The following is a 22,596-nucleotide window of genomic DNA, read 5'->3' on the forward strand; positions in this document are numbered from 1 at the left end:
ATGATTTCAGCAAAACTTCAGCTACTAAAGGAAACATTTGAAAGTAAATTTGATATAGATAAATTTAAAAGATTTACACGAGAGTTTTTTAATGAACCAGAAATGCTTTCAGCAAAGCGACATATTGGAATATGGAAAGAATACGAGAATAATATTTTATCATATAGTGATATTGCTAAATTTAATGATTCAGAAGGAAATAAAATAATTATTCTTGCAGTTGAATTAAAAAGCGAAAAGGGAGTAGAGAGAGCCAGAAGTATTCAAAGAAACTTCATTTCAAAAATACTTGATAAGCAAGGTTGTGAAGCAGCTATAGTAGCATTTTATTCAGAAGAGGACGTTAACTGGAGGCTTTCTTTTGTAAGACTTGATTATACATTTAAGGAAAAAGGACTTGAATTGGACTTAACACCTGCCAAGAGATATTCTTATCTTGTAGGTGAGAATGAGACAAGCCATACAGCACAGAAACAATTGTATCCTATATTTGAGAATGACAAGGATAATCCTAAGCTTGATGAAATAGAAGCTGCATTTAGTGTTGAAAAGGTTACTAAAGACTTCTTTGAACAATACAAAAATAAATATTATGATCTGAAAGAATATCTTGAGAAAGATGAAGCATTTATCAACGAATCATTAGTATTAGGTTTTGAAGTTAATAAATTTTCAGAGCAATTTGCTAAAAAGCTTATGGGACAACTTGCCTTCTTATATTTTCTTCAGAAAAAAGGGTGGCTTGGTGTTAGGATAATGCCACAAAATCATAGCATAGAAAAAGCGCAGTTTATGGAAATATATAATGCGGTAGATGATAAGCATAAAGAAATATTAAAAAAGTTATTTATTAATGGAAAAGATGGCAAAGTAAAGTTGGCAATTAAAGCGTTTTATTCTATAGAAGCTGAAGAAGCAAATTTGTTATCTGATTGTTTTATAAACTCTGAATTTAATATGCCTTGGGGAAGCGGAGATAAAAAATTTATAAGAGGAATTTATGACTTTTGTAATAGCTATAAAAATAAAAATTTTTTTGATGATTATTTAGAACCATTTTTTTACGAGGCTCTAAATAAAAGGAGAAAGAATCAATACTATAAAAACTTTAATTGTAAAATTCCATTCCTTAATGGAGGATTATTTGAACCGTTAGAGGGTTATCATTGGAAGCAAGCTAAATTTGAAATTCCCAATAGTATTTTTTCAAATATTGATGAAAAAGGTAGAGAAGCAGATGGTATATTAGATATATTTGATAGATATAATTTTACAATGAATGAAGATGAGCCACTTGAAAAAGAAGTAGCTGTAGATCCAGAAATGTTAGGAAAGATATTTGAAAATTTGCTTGATGGAAAAGACAGAAAGTCTAAAGGAGCTTTTTATACCCCAAGAGAAATAGTTCATTATATGTGCCAAGAGAGTCTAACAAACTACCTTGTAAATAAAGTTAATGTACCTTATGCGGATATAAGAGAATTTATTCTTTATGGAGAATTGATTAGAGATGCAGACAATAGAAGTAATGTTGGATATGGAAAAGAATTTACAATAAAACAGACTGTTTTTGATAAAATAGTCCAAATTGATGAAGCACTAAAAAATATAAGGGTAGCTGATCCAGCAGTTGGTTCAGGAGCATTTCCACTTGGAATGCTTAATGAAATTGTAAGAGCTAGAAATAATATTACAGAATATTTAGTTAGGTTGGATAAAACTAATAAGTTGGATAGAAAATACGGAGAATTATTTATAAGAAAGTGGCGTTCTCAATATAAAATGAAATGGGATACTATTAAAAATTGTATTTTTGCTGTTGATATAGAACCAAGTGCAGTTGATATTGCAAAACTTAGATTATGGCTTTCAGTAGTTGTAGAACAGGAGATTGATGAAGAAAATGTAGAACCACACCCACTACCGAATTTAGATTGTAATATAATGGTTGGTAACAGTCTTGTAGATGAATATGAAGGAATAAAATTGTTTGATGAAAGTTTGCTTCATAAATATAAGAATAATAATTTAAAAGAAGAATCAGAAACATATAGTCAAATTGCTAGCACCATGCAAATGAGCTTGTTAATTGATCATTCTGATGATATGCTTAAAGAAATGTTCGAATATCAAGACATGTTGTTTGGTGAAGATGATGAAACTAAAAAGAAACAAATAAAAGTAAAGATTGATAAAATAAGAGATGATTTAATTGAGTACAAATTAACTAAGGATGGTAATAGAGAGGGACTTAAAAAATATGAAGAAATGAAAAAATTAAAGATGAAACCTTATTTTATTTGGGAATTAGAATTTGCTAAAGTATTTAAAGATAATGGAGGATTTGATGTAGTAATTGGCAATCCTCCATATGGTGCGAAATTCGATAAGAAGAATAAAAATTTCTTACAAAAAAAGTATCCATCTGTACCTGATTATGAATCAGCTGATTATTTTGTATGTAAAACTGAAGAACTTTTAAGAAGTAAAGGTATAATCAGTTATATAATACCTAATACCATATTGGCTAATGTATTTGCAGAGAAAATTAGAAAACAAATTATAAATAATTGGAGATTTATTAATGTTGATAATTTATCAACTATAGATGTATTTGAATCTGCAACTGTTAGAAATTGTATTTTGACATTGCTAAAAGAACATAATTCAAATTTTAACTGCAAATTTATAAACGCTAAGATAGATAATTCGGTGTACATAATTGATAAAATTAAAATTGTATCAAAGGATTACTTGAATGATAATATAGATAATTGGCTAAATATATTTTATCATGATGAAGAAACTATAAGTATAATTAATAAAATAAAGAAGTTAAGTACACCATTGAGCCAATTTACAGAAATATCACAAGGTCTTATACCTTATGATAAATATAGAGGGCATAGTAAGGAAACCATAAAAAATAGAATATGGCATTCAAACTTTAAAAAAGATGATACTTATAGAATGGAACTTCAAGGTAAGGATTTGAACAGATATAGTATAAGATGGAATGGAAAGACTTGGATAAGCTACGGAGAATGGTTGGCAGCACCACGAAAAAAAGAGTTTTTTACAGAACCAAGAATACTAATTCGAGAAATAACTAACCCAAGAATTTTGGCGAGCTATACTTGTGAAGAATATTATAATACACCGTCAATAATTAATATAATAAATTTTAATAGCATAAATTCTAAATATGTTTTAGGATTAATAAATTCAAAATTAATTTCATTTTATCATAACAATACATCTTCAAAAGCGAACAAAGGTATATTCCCTAAAATTCTTGTTAATGATGTTAGAAACATACCAATAGTCTTATCCAATGAGAAAACTATGAATTTTATGATTGAACTTGTTGAACAAGCACTATCTATGAATCAAGAAGAAAATGAAAAAGTGGATAAAATGAAATTAGATAGTAAAATTGATAATTTGGTATACAAAATATATGAATTGAGTGATGAAGAGATTAATAAAGTAGAGAACTATTTTAAAAAAAAGGAGGCATAATGAAATGCCAGACATTAAATTTGAAATTAAAGAAACTACAGGAACTATTTCAGAATCACCAAAAGGCTGGAAGAAAGAATTGAATCTAATTTCTTGGAATGATAAAGAGCCTAAATATGATTTAAGAGATTGGGATTCTGAACATAAGAAAATGGGTAAAGGTATTACTTTAACAGCAGAAGAATTGAAAAAGCTTAAAGAAATACTTGATGAGATGGATTTATAAATGTAAAAACACTAGGTACTTTCAAGAGGCATCTAGTGTTTTTGCATTTATAAAGATTAATATTTTTTTAGAGTAAAGGTGCGTTTTTCTACTAATTGCTATAAGTTATCTTCAATCCAATCTTTTACAGATGATTGTTTTCTAATATTTGATGGCAATTCATCATGAATTAATTTTTCGATTTTTTTGCCATTAGATGTTGAAGAAGCTATTTTATTAATCATATATAATACTTCATATCCTTCATGTCTATTAAATAATGTACTATCTGGCTCACCAGAAACTTTAGGATCATCATTTTCATAGGCTGTCCATGAATAGTCATCATAGACCATGTCTGATTTTTTGTATAAAGCCATTTAAAAAAACCTCCTTATTATTAGAATGTACCCTTACTGTAGTAAAAAACATCAACAACCATATTATAACATAATATATAATAATTTTAATAAGATGCAAATATATATAGTAAGTTTTAGCGTCAGATACAGCAGTATTTGGTGTTTTATTTTGTCTAAAAATATTTAAATAGAAAGCATCAAGGAGTATAATTTAATTATTGCGAAATTTTAGAAAAAACAATTTTTATATAGATATACAACAGGATGGGGGTACAAGTATATGATTTCAAAACGACAATATCACATATGGCAGTATAAACTTGATGATATTTATGAAAATGATGGAAAGCTTATGGTTAACTTTTCAGAAGAAGAAGCTATAAATACCAGTGAAACATTAATGCTATATATTTTAAATGAGAAAATAAGAGAGCGTAATTATGATGACGCTATTGAATATAAAGCTGATGATAATGGTAATGAGATGAGGGTAAAGAAAAATTTTGCTCCAATAATTACTGTGGAAACAGGCAGAAGCAGAAAAAAAGAAACCAATGAAAAACTTCAAAGGCTTTTAAATGAAGGTTTCTATATTAATACTGAACCATTGGGACATTTTGTATTTTTAGATAATGTGCTTTCAGGTTCACAGAATAAAGAATGCAGGCAGATATTCATTTATGAAGACTACTATGAAAAACTTAAAGAATACATTTCTCTAGGAAAAGAGCCTGCTAAATGTACAATTTCAAAGAATCTTACTAGAAATGCATTAACTACAACGGATGTTTATTTAGTTCCTACAGATATGAAAAAGCTGGGTATTTGCATTATTCCTGATTGTGAAGTTCCTGTTTATGAAACTGTAAATATAATAAAGCCATATACTCGTACTCCAGAAGAAGAAAAGAAGTTTGAAGAATTGCAGCAGTGGATTGAGGAGCGGGATAATTATAATAAGGTTTTAAAGGAAGTAAAAGAAAGCATTAATTCTGATGAGTGTAAATTAGAAAAAGTAACAAAAGAAAATCGTCAAAAATCAACATATAAAACTGTAAATCAGTGGAAGGATGAAGGCAGAAAAGTTAAAGTTGAAGAATTAGGAACTCCTAAAGCTAGGATTTATGTTGATAAGAGTGGAAAGTATTTTGCTCTATATATTGAGGAACAGACAGAAGAATTTGCTGAAGAAGAAACAACAGAAATACCTATTACAGAATGGTCTACAGGATTACAGCTTGTAACTGAAGAAAATCATGAATGCAAGGAAGTTGTATTTGATGGCATGGGGATTATTTCAAAGGAGCTTGGTGATGAATTTAAGAAGTTTCTTGAAGTTAATTATCCTATTACAGGATATCAGTTAAGGATTCCAGCAGTTAAAGGATTTTTTCCAGTGGTGGATTTTCATTCATATTTTAAAAAGCATAACATTGAGTTTATTACTGATATGTGGGGACAGGAACATAAGGTCAGTGAGATTGACATTCTTACAACTGAGTCAACTTTTAAGGCTAAGTTAAATGTAATAGGTGTTAAGGATGATGGTTCTGAAAAGAAAGAATGGATGTTTAAAAGCATTGATGAATATAAAGATTTACTAATTAAATATGGTTATGATGTCATTGGTATTTCTAATTTTGCAAAGCCAGTGGAAGAGGAATTTAGACGTGCTACATATCAGCTATGGCTTGCTTTAGATGTAAGAAAACTGGACATGCTTGCATTAGGAAATATCCAAGGCGATATGATTCATAAGGTTTTAAGTATTTATAGAAAAGATGAAATTGAGTGGGAAGATATAAAGTATATTGAAACCTTTTTAAATTTAATCCAAAAAGAAAATGCTGAAAGTAACCTTGCAAAGCAATGTGCCGATGCCATTCATGCTCTTCGTTTAAATAAAAAAATGGTCTTTGATAGGAAGGTTATTCAGACTATTAAAGATGTTATTAATAAAAAAATTGATGATATGTGTATGGGCAGATTTTATGTAAAAGGAAAATATCTTTATGTTACACAAGATATTCTTGCTTTTTTAAGATATGCAGGTGCTGATAATAGAGAGCTGTGGGAGTATTCAGGATTCCTTGGTAAAAGACAATTTTATTGTGGTGGAAAAATTATGGGAAGAAATTTGCTGGCAAGGAATCCTATAATGAGTTATTCGGAAATAACAAAGGCTGATTTTGTTGATTATACTGGTGAAGATTCAGAGTTTATCAAACATATGGACAACATAGTTCAGATGCCACTTGGAACTGAACCAGATAGACTTTCAGGAAATGATAAAGATGGCGATGAAGTTCTAGTTTTATCTACAGATATTAATTTTAAAGAAACACATATAGAGTTTATGCAACACTATAATTTCATAGTAAGCAAAGAAGATAGTGATAATTATGGGAAAAATTTATTAGAAGTTATAAATGAAAAATTACAAGTACATTTTAATAATAGATTTCCAGATAAAGATGTTGTAACTATTGAAGATTTTGTTGTTCCATCATTAGTTCAGGTAAATGATGAGGATAAGGCTACAGCTCCGAGTAAAGAATGGAATAAAGGAAGTGTCGTTCAGTTTATTTTAGATTCAGAAGATAGAACAGGAGTTATTACTGATATAAATACTGCAATTGAAAATGTAGCTAATAATGAGGAGGACTTGCTTAAATATGCTTTGCCTATTGCAATTATGAAAGACCTTCAAGGTAAGATGATTGATGCTAGTAAGAGTGGATTATTTGATCAGGTTGTTATTCCAAAGGTTATTAAATTAAAGTATAGAAAGAAACCGCAGTTTATGTATTTCAAGGATGGAAATGAATTTAATAAAGATTACTCGACAATGTCAGCACTAGATTTTTTCTCGGCAAGAATGCAGAAATTTAAAGAATATGTAAATACGGTTATGAGAGAAAAAACGAATGCTAAAATAAGAGGACAACATTTTGAAAATATATACAACTATTTAATGAATCCAGAGCTTGATGGAGAAGTTGTGCAGAATATTATTGAAGGCTTAGATAAGGTTTATTCAGATTTTATAAAGGAAAATAGAACACTAGCTATATTAAAATCGCATATTAATCCTTACTCCAATGATGATAGATATAAAAGGGAACGTGAAATTGTAGACCAGAAATACAAGGTTTTGTATGAGAAAACAAAGAAAGCGGCAGAGGCTGTTTGTAACTGTCCATCACTTCTTGCGACAGCTGCTGTACGTATGACTTATATAAATTCAAAATATAATAATCAAAATGATAATTATTCCTTCTGTTGGATTGTTGCTCCTGAAGGAATTCTTCAAAATATTAAAATGCATGAAGATAAAGAAAAAATATATGTGGTTAAAGCTAATAAAGGAGAAGAAGACGTTTTTGAATGGCTTGGAGAATATTATAAAACCAAGGTTTTTAATGGGGAGTATCCATTAAAGTTTGATGAGGAAAAGGATATGAGTATTTCCAAAGATTATTTAAGAAAAGAAGGAGAGGAGCTTTCAGATATTTGTGACCTTAAGATTACTATTATGGGAGTTGAAAAAGGAAAAGCAGAAGAAGTTTCAAAGGAGATGCTTGGAAAGCCTTATAAATTATTTGTTACTGAAAATAATTGGATTGGTATTGACGGAAATATGAGTATTAAGGAAAAAGAAACTTTATCTTCAGGAATAGATTTAAGAAAATATATTGGTCATGATATTATAGTAAAAGAAATTATTACAGCAAAGGATTCTCAAACTATAATAAAAGTAATTGCAGACGTAAAGGGATAGACAGCCAGCGAAGCTGGCTTAGGGTGGACAATGCAAGCTTATAATGTATTGTTACACACTAAGATACAGGAGGTCATGAACAATATGAATAATGAAACAATTGTAATTACGCAGGAAAGAATGGCTGGTTGGCTTATGTTTAACAGATTCCATAAAGTAGATGAGAAGGCTGACTTGAAAGATTTAAATAGAAAAATTTTTATCTTTAAGGATTCTCCAAAACTGCGTGAGACTATGGTTAAATATAATCAATTTAAAGAATTGATTTAAGACTGGAGGATCATAATGGATGGGGAGCAAAACAAAAAAGTTATAATTGAAGATTTTGAATATAAACGTGAATACAAAAAGAAAACTTCTGCTGATGGTACAACATATATTGACGCTGGAGAATATACTCAATGGACAACTAAAATTGAAGTTTCAGTATTAAAACCTGATGAAATAGTTCATATGAATAATGATATAGAAGGCTTTGCTAAGGATGTAAAAGATAAATTCAGAGGACTATTTGATGCCAGACATAATCCGATTACTGAAGGACAAATAAATTTTAGTTATGATGCAACAGTAAGTATAATGGGAGAAGTTAAAAATCCTGATAAAATAACAATAATACCTGCAAAAGCTGGCTTTGGAAAATCAAGCTACATTTACTCTTTTCTGAGCACACTTTGCAAACATATTAAAATGGATGCATTAAGCAAGTTTTCTAAGCAAGGAGTCATAATTGTTACTGATAAAATAGATGTTTTGAGACAGCTTGAAAAAGATATTTATAATGACATGAAATATTATCATGAGGGTAAGTATAAAACAAAATATACATATATACTTGAAGCATGGAATAAAAATTCTTTCAGAGATGAAATATGCAAAAATGAAGCTGCTGAAAAATATGAGTATGGTATGTGTAGTCCTATGGAATGTCCTTATTATAATAACTGTAAAATGAGCTATCAGAAAAGAAGACAAGTGTATAGTCCAATTTTACTTATAACTAATGCTAGATTTAAACAGTATCAGGAAAGAATTGATGAATACAGAACTTGGATTGATAAAGAAGGAAATAATCAAGAAAGAGACATTGTTATTATAGATGAAAAACCATCAATAATTGACAGCTATAAAATTGATACAAATTTATTTTCTTCATTAAAGAAAACTGTTGAAGAAATAAAATCAGATGACACAGAAATAAAGAGTGATAAGGAATTTTTATTAAAGGAATTGATAGATAATGAAAATGAAGTCTTAAGTCTGAGAAATACAATGACTGATTATAGAAATTGTATTTACTGCGGAACTAAAGAAAAAGTATTTACAGAGGAGTTCAATGAAAAATGGGAAAATCTTATTGGTTATAAAAACATTGACCTTTTGAACGCAATTGAAAAAATGTTTACGCAGGGGGCGTTGTGGTGCAATGCAGATATACCTTATTTTAAAACACTAGGGATTAAGAATTTCAATTATACTGGGTTTAAAACATATATATTTGATGCTACAGCAGAATTAGATCCAGATTATGATGATGAGAGATTTCAATTTTTAAATATTGCTGATTATAAAAACTATGAGAATGTTAAATTTCATATTTTTAGAGATAAAATGATGAATATGAGCAGAAGTGCTTTAGATTTAAAAAAGCATTATTGGAAAAATAAAGCTGTTGCTGAGTGGATAAACAAAAAATTCAATGAAAAAACCTATGTTGTAAGTTATAAGGCTAATGTAAAAGTTATTTCTCAGTATTTAAAAAATAAAGATACCCTTATATTTATTGATAAAGATGAAGAGAAACAGGTAATTCCTCATTTTGGAGATACAAAGGGAAGCAATGAATTTAAAGATGCTAAAAATATGGTTCAAATAGGTTGGAATAAGGCTCCTTCAGATGAATATTTAGCACAATGTTTAAGTAGAAATGCTAAGTATGAAAAGTTGTTTGAGCCGCAAGAAAATAAAGCTGCAAGAACAGCAGAGGTGCTTGAGAATGAGAATGGATATTTTAGAAAATATGATGAAGCCAATATTTATATGTGGCGTAAAATGGCAGTTGAATTTGAGCAAGAAGTATTTAGAACATGTGTAAGAGATTTTTCTGCTGATAATGCGGTTGATATTTATATATTTAAGCCTGATGGTAAAATATTAGACCTCATAGTCCAAAGATTTAAAAAGTGCAAAATGAATAGTATTTATAGTGTACCAGAGGAATTCAATGAAGAAAAAATTCTTGGAAGGCAAAATGCTGATGGCAATGATAATAAGATACAAGCATTTGTGAAATGGGTCAAAAATGAATGGACAGGCAGTAAAATAAGCATTAAGGATATAAAAGCTAAGTTTGAAATGAGTAATAAGTATTGGGAAAAAGTAAGTTCAAATCAAGTAGTAAAGGATATTAAAAAAAATCGTAATATAAAAGTTAAGAGAGAAGGTAAAGGTAGTAATCAAGTTAATTATTGGTATATTTAATTTTATATGGTTTTAGACTCCCCCATAATCAGTATATATATTTATACATAATAGTAGGGGTTCTAAGGATATTAAGTATATTATTGTAAAATAGTGCTGAATAATATTAGAATAAAAATAATAAAGTTAATTATACGTCAGGGGGGTTTGGGGGATGGACGTAGGCTTTGCAATTTGAGAAGCCCTCAAGGCTGAACAAACTGCAAAGGATGGTGATAAGTCCCCCAAGTAAGTAACAAACTAAATTTTGATAAGCAGGTGAATGGAGTGCAAAATATATACCATTTATATTTAGATGAAAGTGAAACTCATGACTTAGATTCAAATAAAAGTTGGATAAATAGAATTTTTTGTATAGCAGGTATTATAGTTAAGAAAGAAGATAATGAAGACATACTATCAAAAAAATTAAATCAAATTAAAGTAGATATTTGGGGAGACTTGCCTAATCCTACAGGATTAATTTTACATGAAAAGGATATAAGATTTGCTCAAAATGGTTTTAATAAGTACAAGCTTAATGAAATAAGTAGTGAATATCACAGATTTAGAGCAAGACGATATTCAAAAATTTTATATAAAGGTCTTGGTGATTTAATTAGTTCAGATAAAATAACTGTTATTGGAGGATGCATTGTATTAGATGAACTTATTAAATATTATAGTGAAGAGATATTAACAGATCAATATCTAGTTGCTACACAGATTATTTTAGAAAATTTCTGTCATTTTCTACAAAAGAATAACGGAATAGGATATGTATTTTATGAATCAAGAGAAGAGCATCAAAATAAAGATATTAGAATGAGGTTTAACCAAATAAAAACCATGGGAACTATGTATATTAGTCCTTATGCAATGCAACGTAATTTAATTCATATCGATTTCCCATCTAAGAGCGAAAATGTTGCAGGATTACAGGTCGCAGACTTTTTACCTAATAATATTGTTAGAAAGGTAAGTGGAGGGCTGTATAATAAAAAAATGCATGAATTTAATTTATATCAGCCTATAAGAAAATCAAGATATGATGGAGGATTTAAATTATTTAATAGATTTGGAATTAAAATCATGCCTTAAATGCCTTAAATTTTAAAAATATTGTATAAAAGATATTTACAATACATATAATAAAATGTATAATAAAAATACGAGGGATTGAGGGGCAATGTATGTCGATACACATGATTTAGTTCATGAAAACCTAGAGTATAGAGATATATTTGAATGTTTTGAAGCCTACTAGCTAACCCTTGTTTTTTATTATACGTTAATTTTAATGTTAATTGGTCATAATCCTCAACGTCAGCGAAGCTGACATTGAGTGAAAAAAGCAAAAATATTAGTAATAAATTACAACTGTCTATTCAAATATGAGTAGGCAGTTTTTTTATGCCTAAAATTAAGGAGGAGTCACGTAATGTATAACAATATAAAGTTAACAATTTCAGAAAAAACAAAAAATCATATAAAGAATAACCTTTTTGCTAAAATTATATTTTCTTATAAAAATTTAACTAAGGCAGAAAGAGAGATTCTTCAAGAATTAAATCCAGAATATATGGCAGCGTATTATACCATTTACAACAAAATAAATTCTGAAGTAGAAGCACAGAATAGCATAGCTTGGATTAAAAGAGTCTATTGTTTTCTTTGGCATGAACTTAAAGGTTGGAAAAAGCTAAAACGTGAGTGGACAGAAATACATAATAAAAATCTTATTACAATAAGAAAAGATTTAGAACTATCAGGAGATGAGATACTAAATGAAGACCAAATAACAAAAGAAGAATATGAGAATTTAATGTATCTTCAGGAACAGATTGATATGTGTGATAAAAGTATAGAGCATATTAAAGGATTATTTATTTCTTTAAACAATAAACTAATAGAATGCTGCAAGTATATAGAAAATATATCCTTTGACAATTTCTGTTCACTTATTGGAATAAATAGAGTTACAGCACTTAAAAATATTGAAGATGATTCTGATTATATTAAAGATGGTTATTTCCCTTATTACTATAGTTTATTATGGTGGGGGATAGAAGATGCTAGAGAGGAAGATAGCTGGAAAAGTAACAGAAATGGTATGCCATATTTTTACCTTTGCACAGAAGCATTTATATTTGAATTAGATAGAAATAAAGAAGCTAAGAAAAAAGTTGATGATTACTTAATCTATGATATGGGACTTGGAAGTAGTATGGTTACATTAAAAACGAATCAAAATGGTGAGCAAAGTATTGAAAAATATTATCCACCATTGAAAGCTATTAAGTAGAAGTGTCTATATTTAGATGCTTCTTTTATTTTGAGAGGAGAGGTTGTATTGAAATTCAAAAAAATAAAAATAGACAAACTTAAACATGCTGAATATAATCCACGTAAGGATTTAAAAGCTGGTGATGCAGAATTTGAAAAAATAAAAAACAGCATTAATGAATTTGGTTATTGTGAGCCTATTATTGTAAACAGTGATATGACTATTGTTGGAGGTCATCAAAGAGCAAAAGTTTTAAAAGAACTTGGTTATGATGAAGTGGAATGTGTTGTAATTGATATTGATAAAACTAAGGAGAAAGCATTAAATGTTGCTTTAAATAAAATATCAGGTGATTGGGACTTAGAAGCATTGGCAAAATTACTGGATGATTTAAAGGTCGAAGATTATAATGTGGAACTTACAGGTTTTGATATGAATGAAGCTGAGAAATTATGGGATGAATACATAGCTAAAGATGAACAGCAAAAGGAAGAAGAAATCCCTGAGCCACCAGAAGAACCTGTAATTAAAGCAGGAGATATTATTATACTAGGCAAGCATAGGATTATTTGCGGTGATGCAACTAAAACTGATGATATTGAGAAGTTAATGAATGGCAAAAAGGCAAAGCTTACTGTTGTAGATCCTCCTTATGGAATTTCATATGTTGGTAAAACTGAAGATGCTTTAACTATTGAAAATGACAATTTAAATGATGAAGAATTCTATAATTTTTTACTTGAAGCATTTAAAAGAGTTTATGAAATATCAGATGATGGTGCAAGTATGTATATATTCCATGCAGATGCAAAAGGCTTAATTTTTAGACAAGCATTTGTTGATTCAGGCTTTAAACATTCACAATGCTGTATTTGGGTGAAAAATACTTTTGTAATGGGAAGACAGCCGTACCAATGGCAACATGAACCTGCTTTGTTTGGATGGAAACCTACAGGCTCACATTATTGGAATGGAGACAGAAAGCAGAGTACAGTTTGGAATTTTGACAAGCCTGCAAGAAATGACATTCATCCTACAATGAAGCCAGTTCCTCTTATTGAATATATTATAAAGAATTCTAGTAAATACGGTGATATTGTTGTAGATACATTTCTTGGAAGTGGGACTACATTAATTGCAGCAGACAATACTGATAGAATTTGTTATGGCTCAGAACTTGATCCTAAATATGCACAGGTTATTGTGGAAAGATGGATTAATTATAAGGATGGAATAAATGGTGATGATGTTATTATTGAAAGAGAAGGACAGCAAATAAAATTTTCGGAATTAAAAAGTAAGCAGTTAGTAGAAGAATAAATTCTATTAATTGCTTTTTATTATCCCCTTAATTGTATTGACTTAATGTGCTTGTAGAGTGATTAATGTACACAACAAATACATTGGAGGGATTTTATTATGGATAGAAAAGAAATCGTAAAAGTTTTAAGTGAGCATTTTGGAGTTAAGGCTGAATATATGGGAGTACCAAGCTTTGCATACCAAATCGAAACTGAAGGAGAAACTTACACAATTGATAAAGTTGGGAAGATTACAAATGCAAAAGGCTCAGAATTAGAACTTGAGGCTATATTAAAGCCAGCAGTTAAAATTCAAGAGCAGGAAGAAAAGAATGTTATTGAGGAGAATGCAGAAACAGAACCTCAAATTATATCAGTCCCAATATTAGGTCATACGGGAATAAGCCTAAAAAATCTAGTGAATATGATATACAGCAAACATGAACTTATTCAGAAATCTTTAGGGATTGAAGAAAACATAGTAGCCGAGGATTTTATAAAAGAACTTAATGAAGCAAAGATTTCTAATACAGATGATTTTCAAAAGGCGATAGCTGGAAAACAAAGCTGCATACAGATTGAGTTTAACTTTGAAGAACAGAAAATCAGTTTTAACTTTATAAAAGCTAAAGTAGAGAATATTACAGCATATACTCAATTTATAGAACTTTTAAATCAGAGTGCAAAAAAATTAAAACATGCTTCAGCAAAGGTCAGCTCCACTGATAATCCAAAGTTTACATTCAGAGTTTTTTTAATAAGGCTTGGTATGATAGGAGATGAATATAAAACTGCAAGAAAAATATTACTTGAAAAATTAGAAGGTAATGCTGCTTTTAGATATGGAAAACCTGAAAAGAAAATTGAAGATCCAACTGGGGAGCAATAAGCTTCCCTTTTTTCTTGGCTTTGTAAGGGCTTGTGTTGCGATATTAATTGATAGGTAGGGCATTTGCTTTACCTTCTTTTTTATTGAGACACAGGCGAAGGTATAAATGGTTAGATAGATATATATTTCAACTTTACTTTTAGGTTGGTTCAGAGGTAATGTACTAGCTGATTCAATATTGAAAGGTGAAGTTATTGATGAAAACTGAATATTTGATTAAGGAAACTTTGAAAGGCTTACTTGCTACAGCTAAGGAAAAGTTATGTGTGCTTGGAAAAGAAGATGCTAAGGAGGATTTAAAAAAGCTGAGAGAAGTATATGAAGATTTGGTTTTATTCTGGGGATTGGATGAGGAGATGATTGATGAGTTTGATGAAAAGATTGGGATATTGAAGTAAGTAGGAAGGGGCTGAAGAAGCTCCTTTTTAGGTTGTACGTTTCCTTTTGTTGGTATAAAATTATCAGTGAAAGGGGATGAAAGTATATGAACAACTTTGATTGGGGTAAAATTGATTTAAACTTATTCAATATTGATAAGATTGAAAATAAAGTTAATGCTGATAAACTATTTATTAGCTTTTTATTAGTAATTGAGAGAAATAAAGCTAATATAAGAAAAGAATTCACTATTGAAGAAATAGTAAATTTAATTCCTAAAGGTACTGCTGGTATAAATAATTATTCAACATATGGATTTTCAATAATGAGTATGTTTTCAAATCAAAAAGATAGAGATTATTTTATATTTGCAAATTCTAACCTACAAGACGAGTTTGCAGCTATATGTAATAATAATCATGATAGGGATAATTATTATTGGAAAAAATATTGTTTAAATGAGAAAGTAAAAATTAATCCAGAATATATTAAAGTAGGTGTAGATGATATGGAAAAGTCTGTAGCTGGGACTAATGAAAAAATATTTGCTTCATTTTTTAATGATAAGTATGGTGAAGGTATATTAAAAGGAAAATGCGTTTATAAAGATGATGAGGAGAATGTATCTATATCTGTTGATAATTCTATTGATTTTCAAAATAAAAAAGTATTGGTAGAAGTTGATTCGGGAAATGAAGCTAAACTTATTGTAGGACAATATGTATTATTAAATTTACTTTGTAACGAGGATAAAGATGTTTTATTTGTAGTTGTACATTATTATAAAGATAAAAAAGGTAACCCTTATAATCCAGAAAGAACAATTTCTAATCTTAAACTTATAAATAAAAAGATATATGCAAACAATGGAATAAAATTCAAAGTATTTAATAAAGGTGGATTTGAGAAATTTTGTAAAGACAATAAAAGCATTAATTCTTTGATTAAAAAATTATATGAATTATAGATATAAAAATATTGAGCCAAAAACAAGGCTCTTTTTTAGTTTGGAGGTGAGGTGATGAAAAATAATAGAAAGGCTTTAACCAAATATGAAACCAATGTTGAGCCGAGGTTCACTGAAATAAAGAAATGGATAATTGAAGGACTTACAGATGAACAAATTGCTGAAAGGCTTGATATTCATGTATCTATGATATATGAGTATAAGAAAAAGCATCCTGAATTTGCAGAGGTTATAGACAGAAAATCCAAATGGGAAACCCATATATTGCCGAGACTTAAAGACATTCAGCAGTGGTGTGAGGATGGATTAACTAATCAAGTTATATGCAGTAGGTTAGATATACCCGAAAGCACATGGTATGAGTATCAAAATAAATACCCAATTCTTTTAGAGTTAGTGCGGATGTCCAAGTCTGTTATGGATACAAAAGTTGAAAATGCACTTTTGAATTCTGCTCTTGGATATGATTATGAAGAAATTAAAACTATTGTTGAAGAAGATAAAAATGGAAAGAAAAGAACAAGAATAGAGAAGACTAAGAAGCATATGCCTGCGAATCCAGCAGCTCAAGCTTTTTGGTTGAAGAACCGTAAACGTGATGAATGGAACGAAAGAAAAGAAATTGTATTTGATACAAAGGCTCAGGAAGAAGAAAGAAAAAGGCTGTTCCTTGATATGATAAAGGATGATGCTTTTGATGCAGATTATTCTATAGCAAATGAAGAAATATCAGAATTAAAAGAACCTGAAATTACAGAATAAACGGATGAAGGATTTATTGATGAAACTGATAATAACGATTATAATGGTGATGAAAAGAATTCAATAGAAATATAAATGCTGGAGCATAACTAATAAATATTATGTATCCAGTTTTTTTATAGATAAATGCTTTTTAACCCTTTAAGAATGGCTTAAAACCGTTGGAAAATCTAAGAAACTCACAACATAACTGCAGTTATGTATTGAGATTAATTCCTTTCAGAGGTATCATGTAACCAATGAAAGAAGGTGCTTTATATGAGCTATATCAACGGTTTTAAAGGATATTTACAGGCAAAAGATAAAAGTATAAATACTGTTTCTTGCTATGTAAGAGATACGAAGGCTTTTATAGCTTGGTACGAAAGCAGAACGGATGCAGGTATTGAAAAGGTTATTGAACTGGACTTGGTGGAATATAAAAAGCATTTGCAGAGTTCAGGCGAAGCAGTTATAACAATCAACCGTAAACTCGCCAGTATAAATTCATTTTTAAAGTATTTGAAGCAAGAAGGCATTGTTAATGAAGTAATTGCAGTTTCAGTTATAAAAGACAAGGATAAACGGCAGTTTAAAGGGCTTGCAGATAAAGAATTATGGAAACTTAGGAATGAAATACACCGAGAAGGAAACCTAATGCATATATGTATTATAGAGATATTACTTCAAACAGGTATTAGAGTAAGTGAATTGGTTAATATTAAGCTTTCAGATATAAAAATATCCGATAGAAAAGGCAGTTTACAGGTCATTGGTAAAGGTAATGCCAAGAGAACTGTTCCATTAAATAAGGATGCAAGGAAATCTGTTAATAAATACCTAGAAGTAAGGCAAGATGATGGCTCAGACTACTTATTCATAGGTCAAAGAGGAGCAATAAAACGAAATGCAGTGAACCTTATATTAGAAGGCTACGGAGAAAGGCTTAAAATCAAGGTAACTCCTCATATGATAAGGCATACACTTGGATATAACCTAGTTAAAAAGAATATTCCTATAACAACTATTCAGCAAATATTAGGGCATGAGAGCGTTACAACTACAAATCTATATACTCAAACCCCAGAAGATGATATGGTTAAGGCTTTGGAAGGCTTGGAGTGGTAGAAACCATTCCTTTTTTTATTGCATTCAGGGGAGGGGTACTTCTATATAAAAAAATTGCCCGTCAGTAAATGTTGTGAAAATTTTTTTGACATTTTTACATTAAAACTTTATATTATATATTATAATAGGTATACGAGGGGAGAATTAAAGTGTATGTTTAATGAAGATGGGTTATTAGAAGCAGGTATACATAACTATTCTGTTAGTGATTTTAAAAATAATTTTATAAATTACTTTAATACTTCTCAGACTAGAAGTATTATTTATAAAAATACAATAATGTGGTTAAAATTAATAAATGAGAAAGTAATGTTGCCTGAAGAAATATGGTTTGATGGAAGCTATGTTACTAGCAAAATTAATCCAAATGATTTAGATGTTGTTTTGTTTTTTGATAGAGCAAGTTTTACAAAAGAGAAGTTTCTAGAGTTTCAAAAGCTTCAAGCTCAATGTAAACAGTATAAATGTGATGCATATATGTGTTTTCTTAATAATAAAAATGCAATTTGGAATGATATTAATGGAAGAAATTATTGGAGAGGACAATTTGGCTTTGACAGGCAAGATAGACCTAAAGGAATAATCAAAATTGAGGGTAAAGAATTAAGTGTAGAAATTAAGGAGGTGAGTTAGTGTGAATAGTGAAAGATATAAGTCTATTGATAGGAAAATAAAAGAAACAGAAGAACAAATTACATTAATAGCAAAAGCTTTTAGTACTGACTCGCTTGATTATATGATTTTAAATGAGCAATTAAATAAAAGATTAGAAAATCTAAAATATCAAAAACAGATATTAGTTGATGCGTATTTAAAAGAGTCAGTTAAATTGATTATTTCGGGTGAAAATGTAAAGAAAGGTAAAATATCTTCAAGAGTATTGGTTGCAGTATTAGATGGATTTCAATCAATTGCGGATAGTATTGCTAATTCGTTAATCAATGAGCCTACTTCTTCAGGTAAAATACCTGCAAATGTTTTAAAACAAACAGACTTGGAATTAGTTAATATATTTGAAGGATCTTTTGGGGTTGAATTAGAGTCAAATATAGAAGATAATTTAATGGTTGATAATGCTGTAATTACTGAAACATTAGATAAACTATTTAATTTATTAAGTTCAGCAGATGATAATGACAAAGTCTTTGATGAAATCTCTGAGTTAGGGTCAAGAACGTTAAATCATTATAAAACATGGCTAAAAGATATATCTGAATACGGTGTTGAAGTACAATTGGAAAGAAAAAATCAATACGCAGAGAATTATTCATGGAAAATGAAAAGAGATAAGTTACCTTCTCTTTTAAATTCCTTAGATAACTTGAAGGATGAGTTTACAGAAGAATTAGAGATTGTTGGTAAAATAACTGGACTAAATTTAAGAAAAGAAACGTTTGAGTTTATTTGTAATACAGAGGAAGTAATTTCAGGTAGAGGTAAGTATGAAATTATTGAAAATAATAAGCATTTGTTGGGTGAAACTGTAAAATTAAAACTAATAAAAAATGTTACAAGAAACTTGTCTACAGGTAGAGAAAAGATAATATGGTTTTTAAAAGATATTATAAGTGAAAAATAGGGAATAGAGATAAATATATTAAGTCACTATGAAAAATAGTGACTTTTGTGTTAGAGGTGATATAGTGAAAAATTTATATAGTCAACAGAACCAAATGTTATACTGCTATATGCAAAAATACTTTTCGCCACCCAAAATAAAGCAGCTTATAAAAGAATTTTCATTCTCAGAACTTCGTAAGCTTTTAGGTGAGATGGATATAGAATTCTTTGCTCTCTGTTATTTTCCGAAATACTTTGACCGTAAGTTTGGAAAATTCCACAGGGAGCTTTTTGCTGAATTAAAATATATGTTAAACAATAAAGGGTTGATTGAAGCTTTTGGATTGCCGAGAGAGCATGGTAAAAGTACAATCAACTCTTTTTTATTTCCGCTGTATTCTACACTTTATAATAAATCACAGTTTACATTAATTATATCAGCGACAGAACAGATTGCAGTTCCATTTCTTGATATGATTAAAGGAGAGCTTGAAGAAAACCAAATGCTTATTGATGATTTTGGCATTCAAAAAGGAAACAGATGGAATAATAATGAGATATGGATTAAAACTAAAGGTGGTATTGATTCCTGCATAATGATTAGGGGAATTGATGGTTCACTAAGAGGTATACATTATAAGCAATACAGACCAACATTGGTATTGCTGGATGATTTATTAAAAGATGATACTGCAAAATCAGAAACTAAACGTGAACAAGTTAAATCTACTTTTACAGATGTTGTTATTCCGATAGGCACAAAGAATACCAATATATTAGTTGTTGGTACTATTTTAAATGAAGAAGATTTAATGGCTGAACTACTTAAAGGAAAAATTCCAGGAGTTAGGAGCATTAAAAAATCAGCTGTTTTAAGTTTTGCTGAAAGAGATGACCTTTGGGCAGAGTGGCAAGTAAAATATAATAATTTACAGGATGAAGATAGAATTCAAACAGCTCTATCTTTTTTTTATGCCCATAAAAATGAAATGCTAGAAGGAACAGAAATATTGTGGGATGAATATTTGGACTATTATTATTTAATGTGTAAGAAGCAAAGCATGGGTGAGAAAAGTTTCTATAAGGAAATGCAGAATGACCCAAGAAGTACAGATGATTACATATTTCAAGAAATTAAGTATTGGGATAAGCTTCCTGATTTTGAGGATATGGAAATAGTAATGTATATTGATCCAGCTATAAAAGCAGGTAAACGTAATGATTATTCAGCAATAACTATATTAGCAAGGCACAGAAAAACTAGGCAGATGTATGTGGTTGATGGTTCAATATATAAATTACTTCCTGATGATTTATTTCAAGTGGTAGTAGAAAAGTTAAGAAATTATTCTGTAGAAAAAATAGGATTTGAAACAGTACAGGCACAGAGCTATATAAAACAAAAACTTGAGGAAGAACTATGGAAGAATAAGATTTATGTTCCTGTGGAAGGCATTAATTCTAAAGGTCAGAAACATGAAAGAATTATAAGTCTTGAGCCTGATGTTAAAAATGGGCATATCCTGTTCAATTCTTCCAATATAGGTTATAATAATCAAGTGAAAGATTACAATAAGAATTGCAAACATGATGATGCTCCTGATAGCCTTTATGGAGCCGTACAATTAGTTCAGGGAGTAAAAAAAATAAGATTTTTTGATAGAAGCTTATTATTTTAAATTCATGGAATGTTAACAAAATATACTTTAAAATATAACCTCAAAATTTGTATATATTAATGTAATAAATTTTATGGAGGTATTGAAATGCAAAAGGAAAAAATTATTAATAAGCTTGAAGAACTGAGAGTATTACCATTGAAATCAGATTCACATCTTTATGTAAGATATCCAAACAAAACAATAGGGGAAGCTGCTAAAGAAGAAGCAAAAAATTATGGTAGAAATCAGAAAGAAAGACCTGCTATTGCAATTGTAGAAGTTGTTTTATCTATAAATAGGAAGTATGCAACTCATGTAGAGCCACATATAATTAGATTAGAAAAAACTGATTTAGCAACTTTTAAACAGTTAGAAGAAAAAATAAATACATATTCAAGAGAGCAATTTTATAGCTATTGGGGACACCATGATTCTAGAAAATATGGTATTATGATTAATTTACTTAAAGCTATAAATATTTTAAGAGATAAGTATAAGATTGAAGATGATTATGCTCTTATGAATAAGTGGGCAGTTGATGCAAATGTTGATAAATATAGTGAAGATATTATTGGCAGCATAAGAAATGTAGGCTTAGCTACATTTCAACATTTAAGAATGAACTTTGGAGTAGATACTGTAAAACCAGATAGACAAGTAAAAGAGGTTTTAAAAAGAGAATTTGGATTTATAGGTAGTGATAAAAAAACAATTCTTGCAGTAGAACAAATTTCTAAGATTAGTGGATACTCAACAATTGAGCTGGATCAAATATTTGTAAATTATGGCTCAGGGTATTATGAAACTCCTAAAAGTGAAATAAAACCAAGTTTTGTTTGTAATAAATAATATATTAAATATTTAGAGTAAAAATCCTTGCATTGGTGTTGAAATGTAAGGATTTTTTTATGTCTATTTTAAGAATGGAGATGTTAATATGCAAATAACAGAAAATTTAATATTACAATGTTTAAATGAACTAAATAAGAACTACATAAACAAGCAGATTTATAAAAAATACTATGAAGGAAACCATGCTATTTTAAGTAATTATACTATGCAGGACAGCAGGAGCAACATGAAACTTGTTTTCAACTTTCCCCGTAAATTTGTTGATAATGAGGTAGGGTATTTACTAGGAAAATCTGTGAATTATGTATCTAAATCTGATGATGAAGAAATTATAAATGCTATTGATTTAAACACAAGTCATTGGGATAAGGAACATAATATTAATCTCCGTAAGCAGTCTGAAATCTTTGGAGAAAGCTATGAACTATAAATGCTAACATAAGATTGTAGGAAAATGATCATATAAGAATGTATGAAAAATAGCCTAGATAAGTTATAATTA

General features: G+C 29.3%; 19 protein-coding genes. 18 read left to right on the plus strand and 1 reads right to left on the minus strand.

All coding sequences use genetic code 11. From position 1 onward, the window contains the following. Together LQK79_RS12065 and LQK79_RS12070 are read left to right on the plus strand one after the other, a co-directional pair. Entirely contained in the window at nt 1-3,522 is a 3,522-nt protein-coding gene (locus LQK79_RS12065) for an Eco57I restriction-modification methylase domain-containing protein (RefSeq protein WP_231016725.1), read from the plus strand. A gap of 4 nt (nt 3,523-3,526) precedes the next feature. After that, entirely contained in the window at nt 3,527-3,748 is a 222-nt protein-coding gene (locus tag LQK79_RS12070; RefSeq protein WP_231016726.1) for a YdbC family protein, read from the plus strand. Between the two features lie 98 nt (nt 3,749-3,846). On the opposite strand, the gene LQK79_RS12075 is transcribed toward LQK79_RS12070, so the two are convergent. Further along, complete coding sequence (locus tag LQK79_RS12075) at nt 3,847-4,107, minus strand: hypothetical protein (protein ID WP_231016727.1); 261 nt, start codon at nt 4,105-4,107, stop codon at nt 3,847-3,849. Nucleotides 4,108-4,369: 262 nt separating this feature from the next. On the opposite strand from LQK79_RS12075, the gene LQK79_RS12080 reads away from it, so the two are divergent. From LQK79_RS12080 to LQK79_RS12155, 16 genes are all read left to right on the plus strand, one after another. Further along, nucleotides 4,370-7,870 carry an RNA dependent RNA polymerase gene (locus tag LQK79_RS12080; protein ID WP_231016728.1) on the plus strand — a complete coding sequence of 1,167 codons (3,501 nt, stop codon included), beginning with the start codon at nt 4,370-4,372 and terminating at the stop codon, nt 7,868-7,870. 84 nt (nt 7,871-7,954) lie between these two features. Then, nucleotides 7,955-8,140 carry a hypothetical protein gene (locus LQK79_RS12085; RefSeq protein ID WP_231016729.1) on the plus strand — a complete coding sequence of 62 codons (186 nt, stop codon included), beginning with the start codon at nt 7,955-7,957 and terminating at the stop codon, nt 8,138-8,140. A 15-nt stretch (nt 8,141-8,155) separates the two neighbouring features. Beyond that, nucleotides 8,156-10,351: a hypothetical protein gene (locus LQK79_RS12090; protein ID WP_231016730.1), complete on the plus strand. Its 2,196-nt coding sequence runs from the start codon at nt 8,156-8,158 to the stop codon at nt 10,349-10,351. Nucleotides 10,352-10,618: 267 nt separating this feature from the next. Then, nucleotides 10,619-11,431 carry a DUF3800 domain-containing protein gene (locus LQK79_RS12095; protein ID WP_231016731.1) on the plus strand — a complete coding sequence of 271 codons (813 nt, stop codon included), beginning with the start codon at nt 10,619-10,621 and terminating at the stop codon, nt 11,429-11,431. A gap of 340 nt (nt 11,432-11,771) precedes the next feature. Next, on the plus strand, nt 11,772-12,635 hold the full coding sequence (locus tag LQK79_RS12100) for a hypothetical protein (protein ID WP_231016732.1): 864 nt from the start codon (nt 11,772-11,774) through the stop codon (nt 12,633-12,635). A 48-nt stretch (nt 12,636-12,683) separates the two neighbouring features. Beyond that, the gene (locus tag LQK79_RS12105; protein WP_231016733.1) at nt 12,684-13,937 is read left to right on the plus strand and encodes a site-specific DNA-methyltransferase; all 1,254 of its coding nucleotides are present in this window, start codon (nt 12,684-12,686) and stop codon (nt 13,935-13,937) included. A gap of 99 nt (nt 13,938-14,036) precedes the next feature. Continuing rightward, nucleotides 14,037-14,807, plus strand: coding sequence for a virulence-related protein (locus LQK79_RS12110; protein ID WP_231016734.1), 771 nt, complete (start codon nt 14,037-14,039; stop codon nt 14,805-14,807). Nucleotides 14,808-15,004: 197 nt separating this feature from the next. Further along, a complete protein-coding gene (locus LQK79_RS12115; protein WP_231016735.1) occupies nt 15,005-15,205 on the plus strand; it encodes a hypothetical protein in 201 nt (66 codons plus the stop codon). Nucleotides 15,206-15,291: 86 nt separating this feature from the next. After that, nucleotides 15,292-16,152, plus strand: a complete 861-nt coding sequence (locus LQK79_RS12120; RefSeq protein WP_231016736.1) for a hypothetical protein — start codon at nt 15,292-15,294, stop codon at nt 16,150-16,152. 54 nt (nt 16,153-16,206) lie between these two features. Beyond that, nucleotides 16,207-16,914 (plus strand): helix-turn-helix domain-containing protein, encoded by a 708-nt coding sequence (locus tag LQK79_RS12125; protein ID WP_231016737.1) that lies wholly within the window; start codon nt 16,207-16,209, stop codon nt 16,912-16,914. Nucleotides 16,915-17,172: 258 nt separating this feature from the next. After that, entirely contained in the window at nt 17,173-18,021 is an 849-nt protein-coding gene (locus LQK79_RS12130) for a tyrosine-type recombinase/integrase (RefSeq protein WP_231016738.1), read from the plus strand. 153 nt (nt 18,022-18,174) lie between these two features. Next, a complete protein-coding gene (locus LQK79_RS12135) occupies nt 18,175-18,654 on the plus strand; it encodes a DUF6932 family protein (protein WP_231016739.1) in 480 nt (159 codons plus the stop codon). A gap of 1 nt (nt 18,655) precedes the next feature. After that, complete coding sequence (locus LQK79_RS12140; protein ID WP_231016740.1) at nt 18,656-19,600, plus strand: hypothetical protein; 945 nt, start codon at nt 18,656-18,658, stop codon at nt 19,598-19,600. Nucleotides 19,601-19,664: 64 nt separating this feature from the next. Continuing rightward, a complete protein-coding gene (terL, locus tag LQK79_RS12145) occupies nt 19,665-21,260 on the plus strand; it encodes a phage terminase large subunit (RefSeq protein ID WP_231016741.1) in 1,596 nt (531 codons plus the stop codon). Nucleotides 21,261-21,347: 87 nt separating this feature from the next. Beyond that, nucleotides 21,348-22,091, plus strand: a complete 744-nt coding sequence (locus tag LQK79_RS12150) for a hypothetical protein (RefSeq protein WP_231016742.1) — start codon at nt 21,348-21,350, stop codon at nt 22,089-22,091. An 88-nt stretch (nt 22,092-22,179) separates the two neighbouring features. Continuing rightward, nucleotides 22,180-22,524 (plus strand): phage portal protein, encoded by a 345-nt coding sequence (locus LQK79_RS12155; protein ID WP_231016743.1) that lies wholly within the window; start codon nt 22,180-22,182, stop codon nt 22,522-22,524. Nucleotides 22,525-22,596 lie beyond the last annotated feature (72 nt).

The organism is Clostridium guangxiense, from assembly GCF_021043395.1.
GTDB lineage: Bacteria > Bacillota > Clostridia > Clostridiales > Clostridiaceae > Clostridium_S > Clostridium_S guangxiense.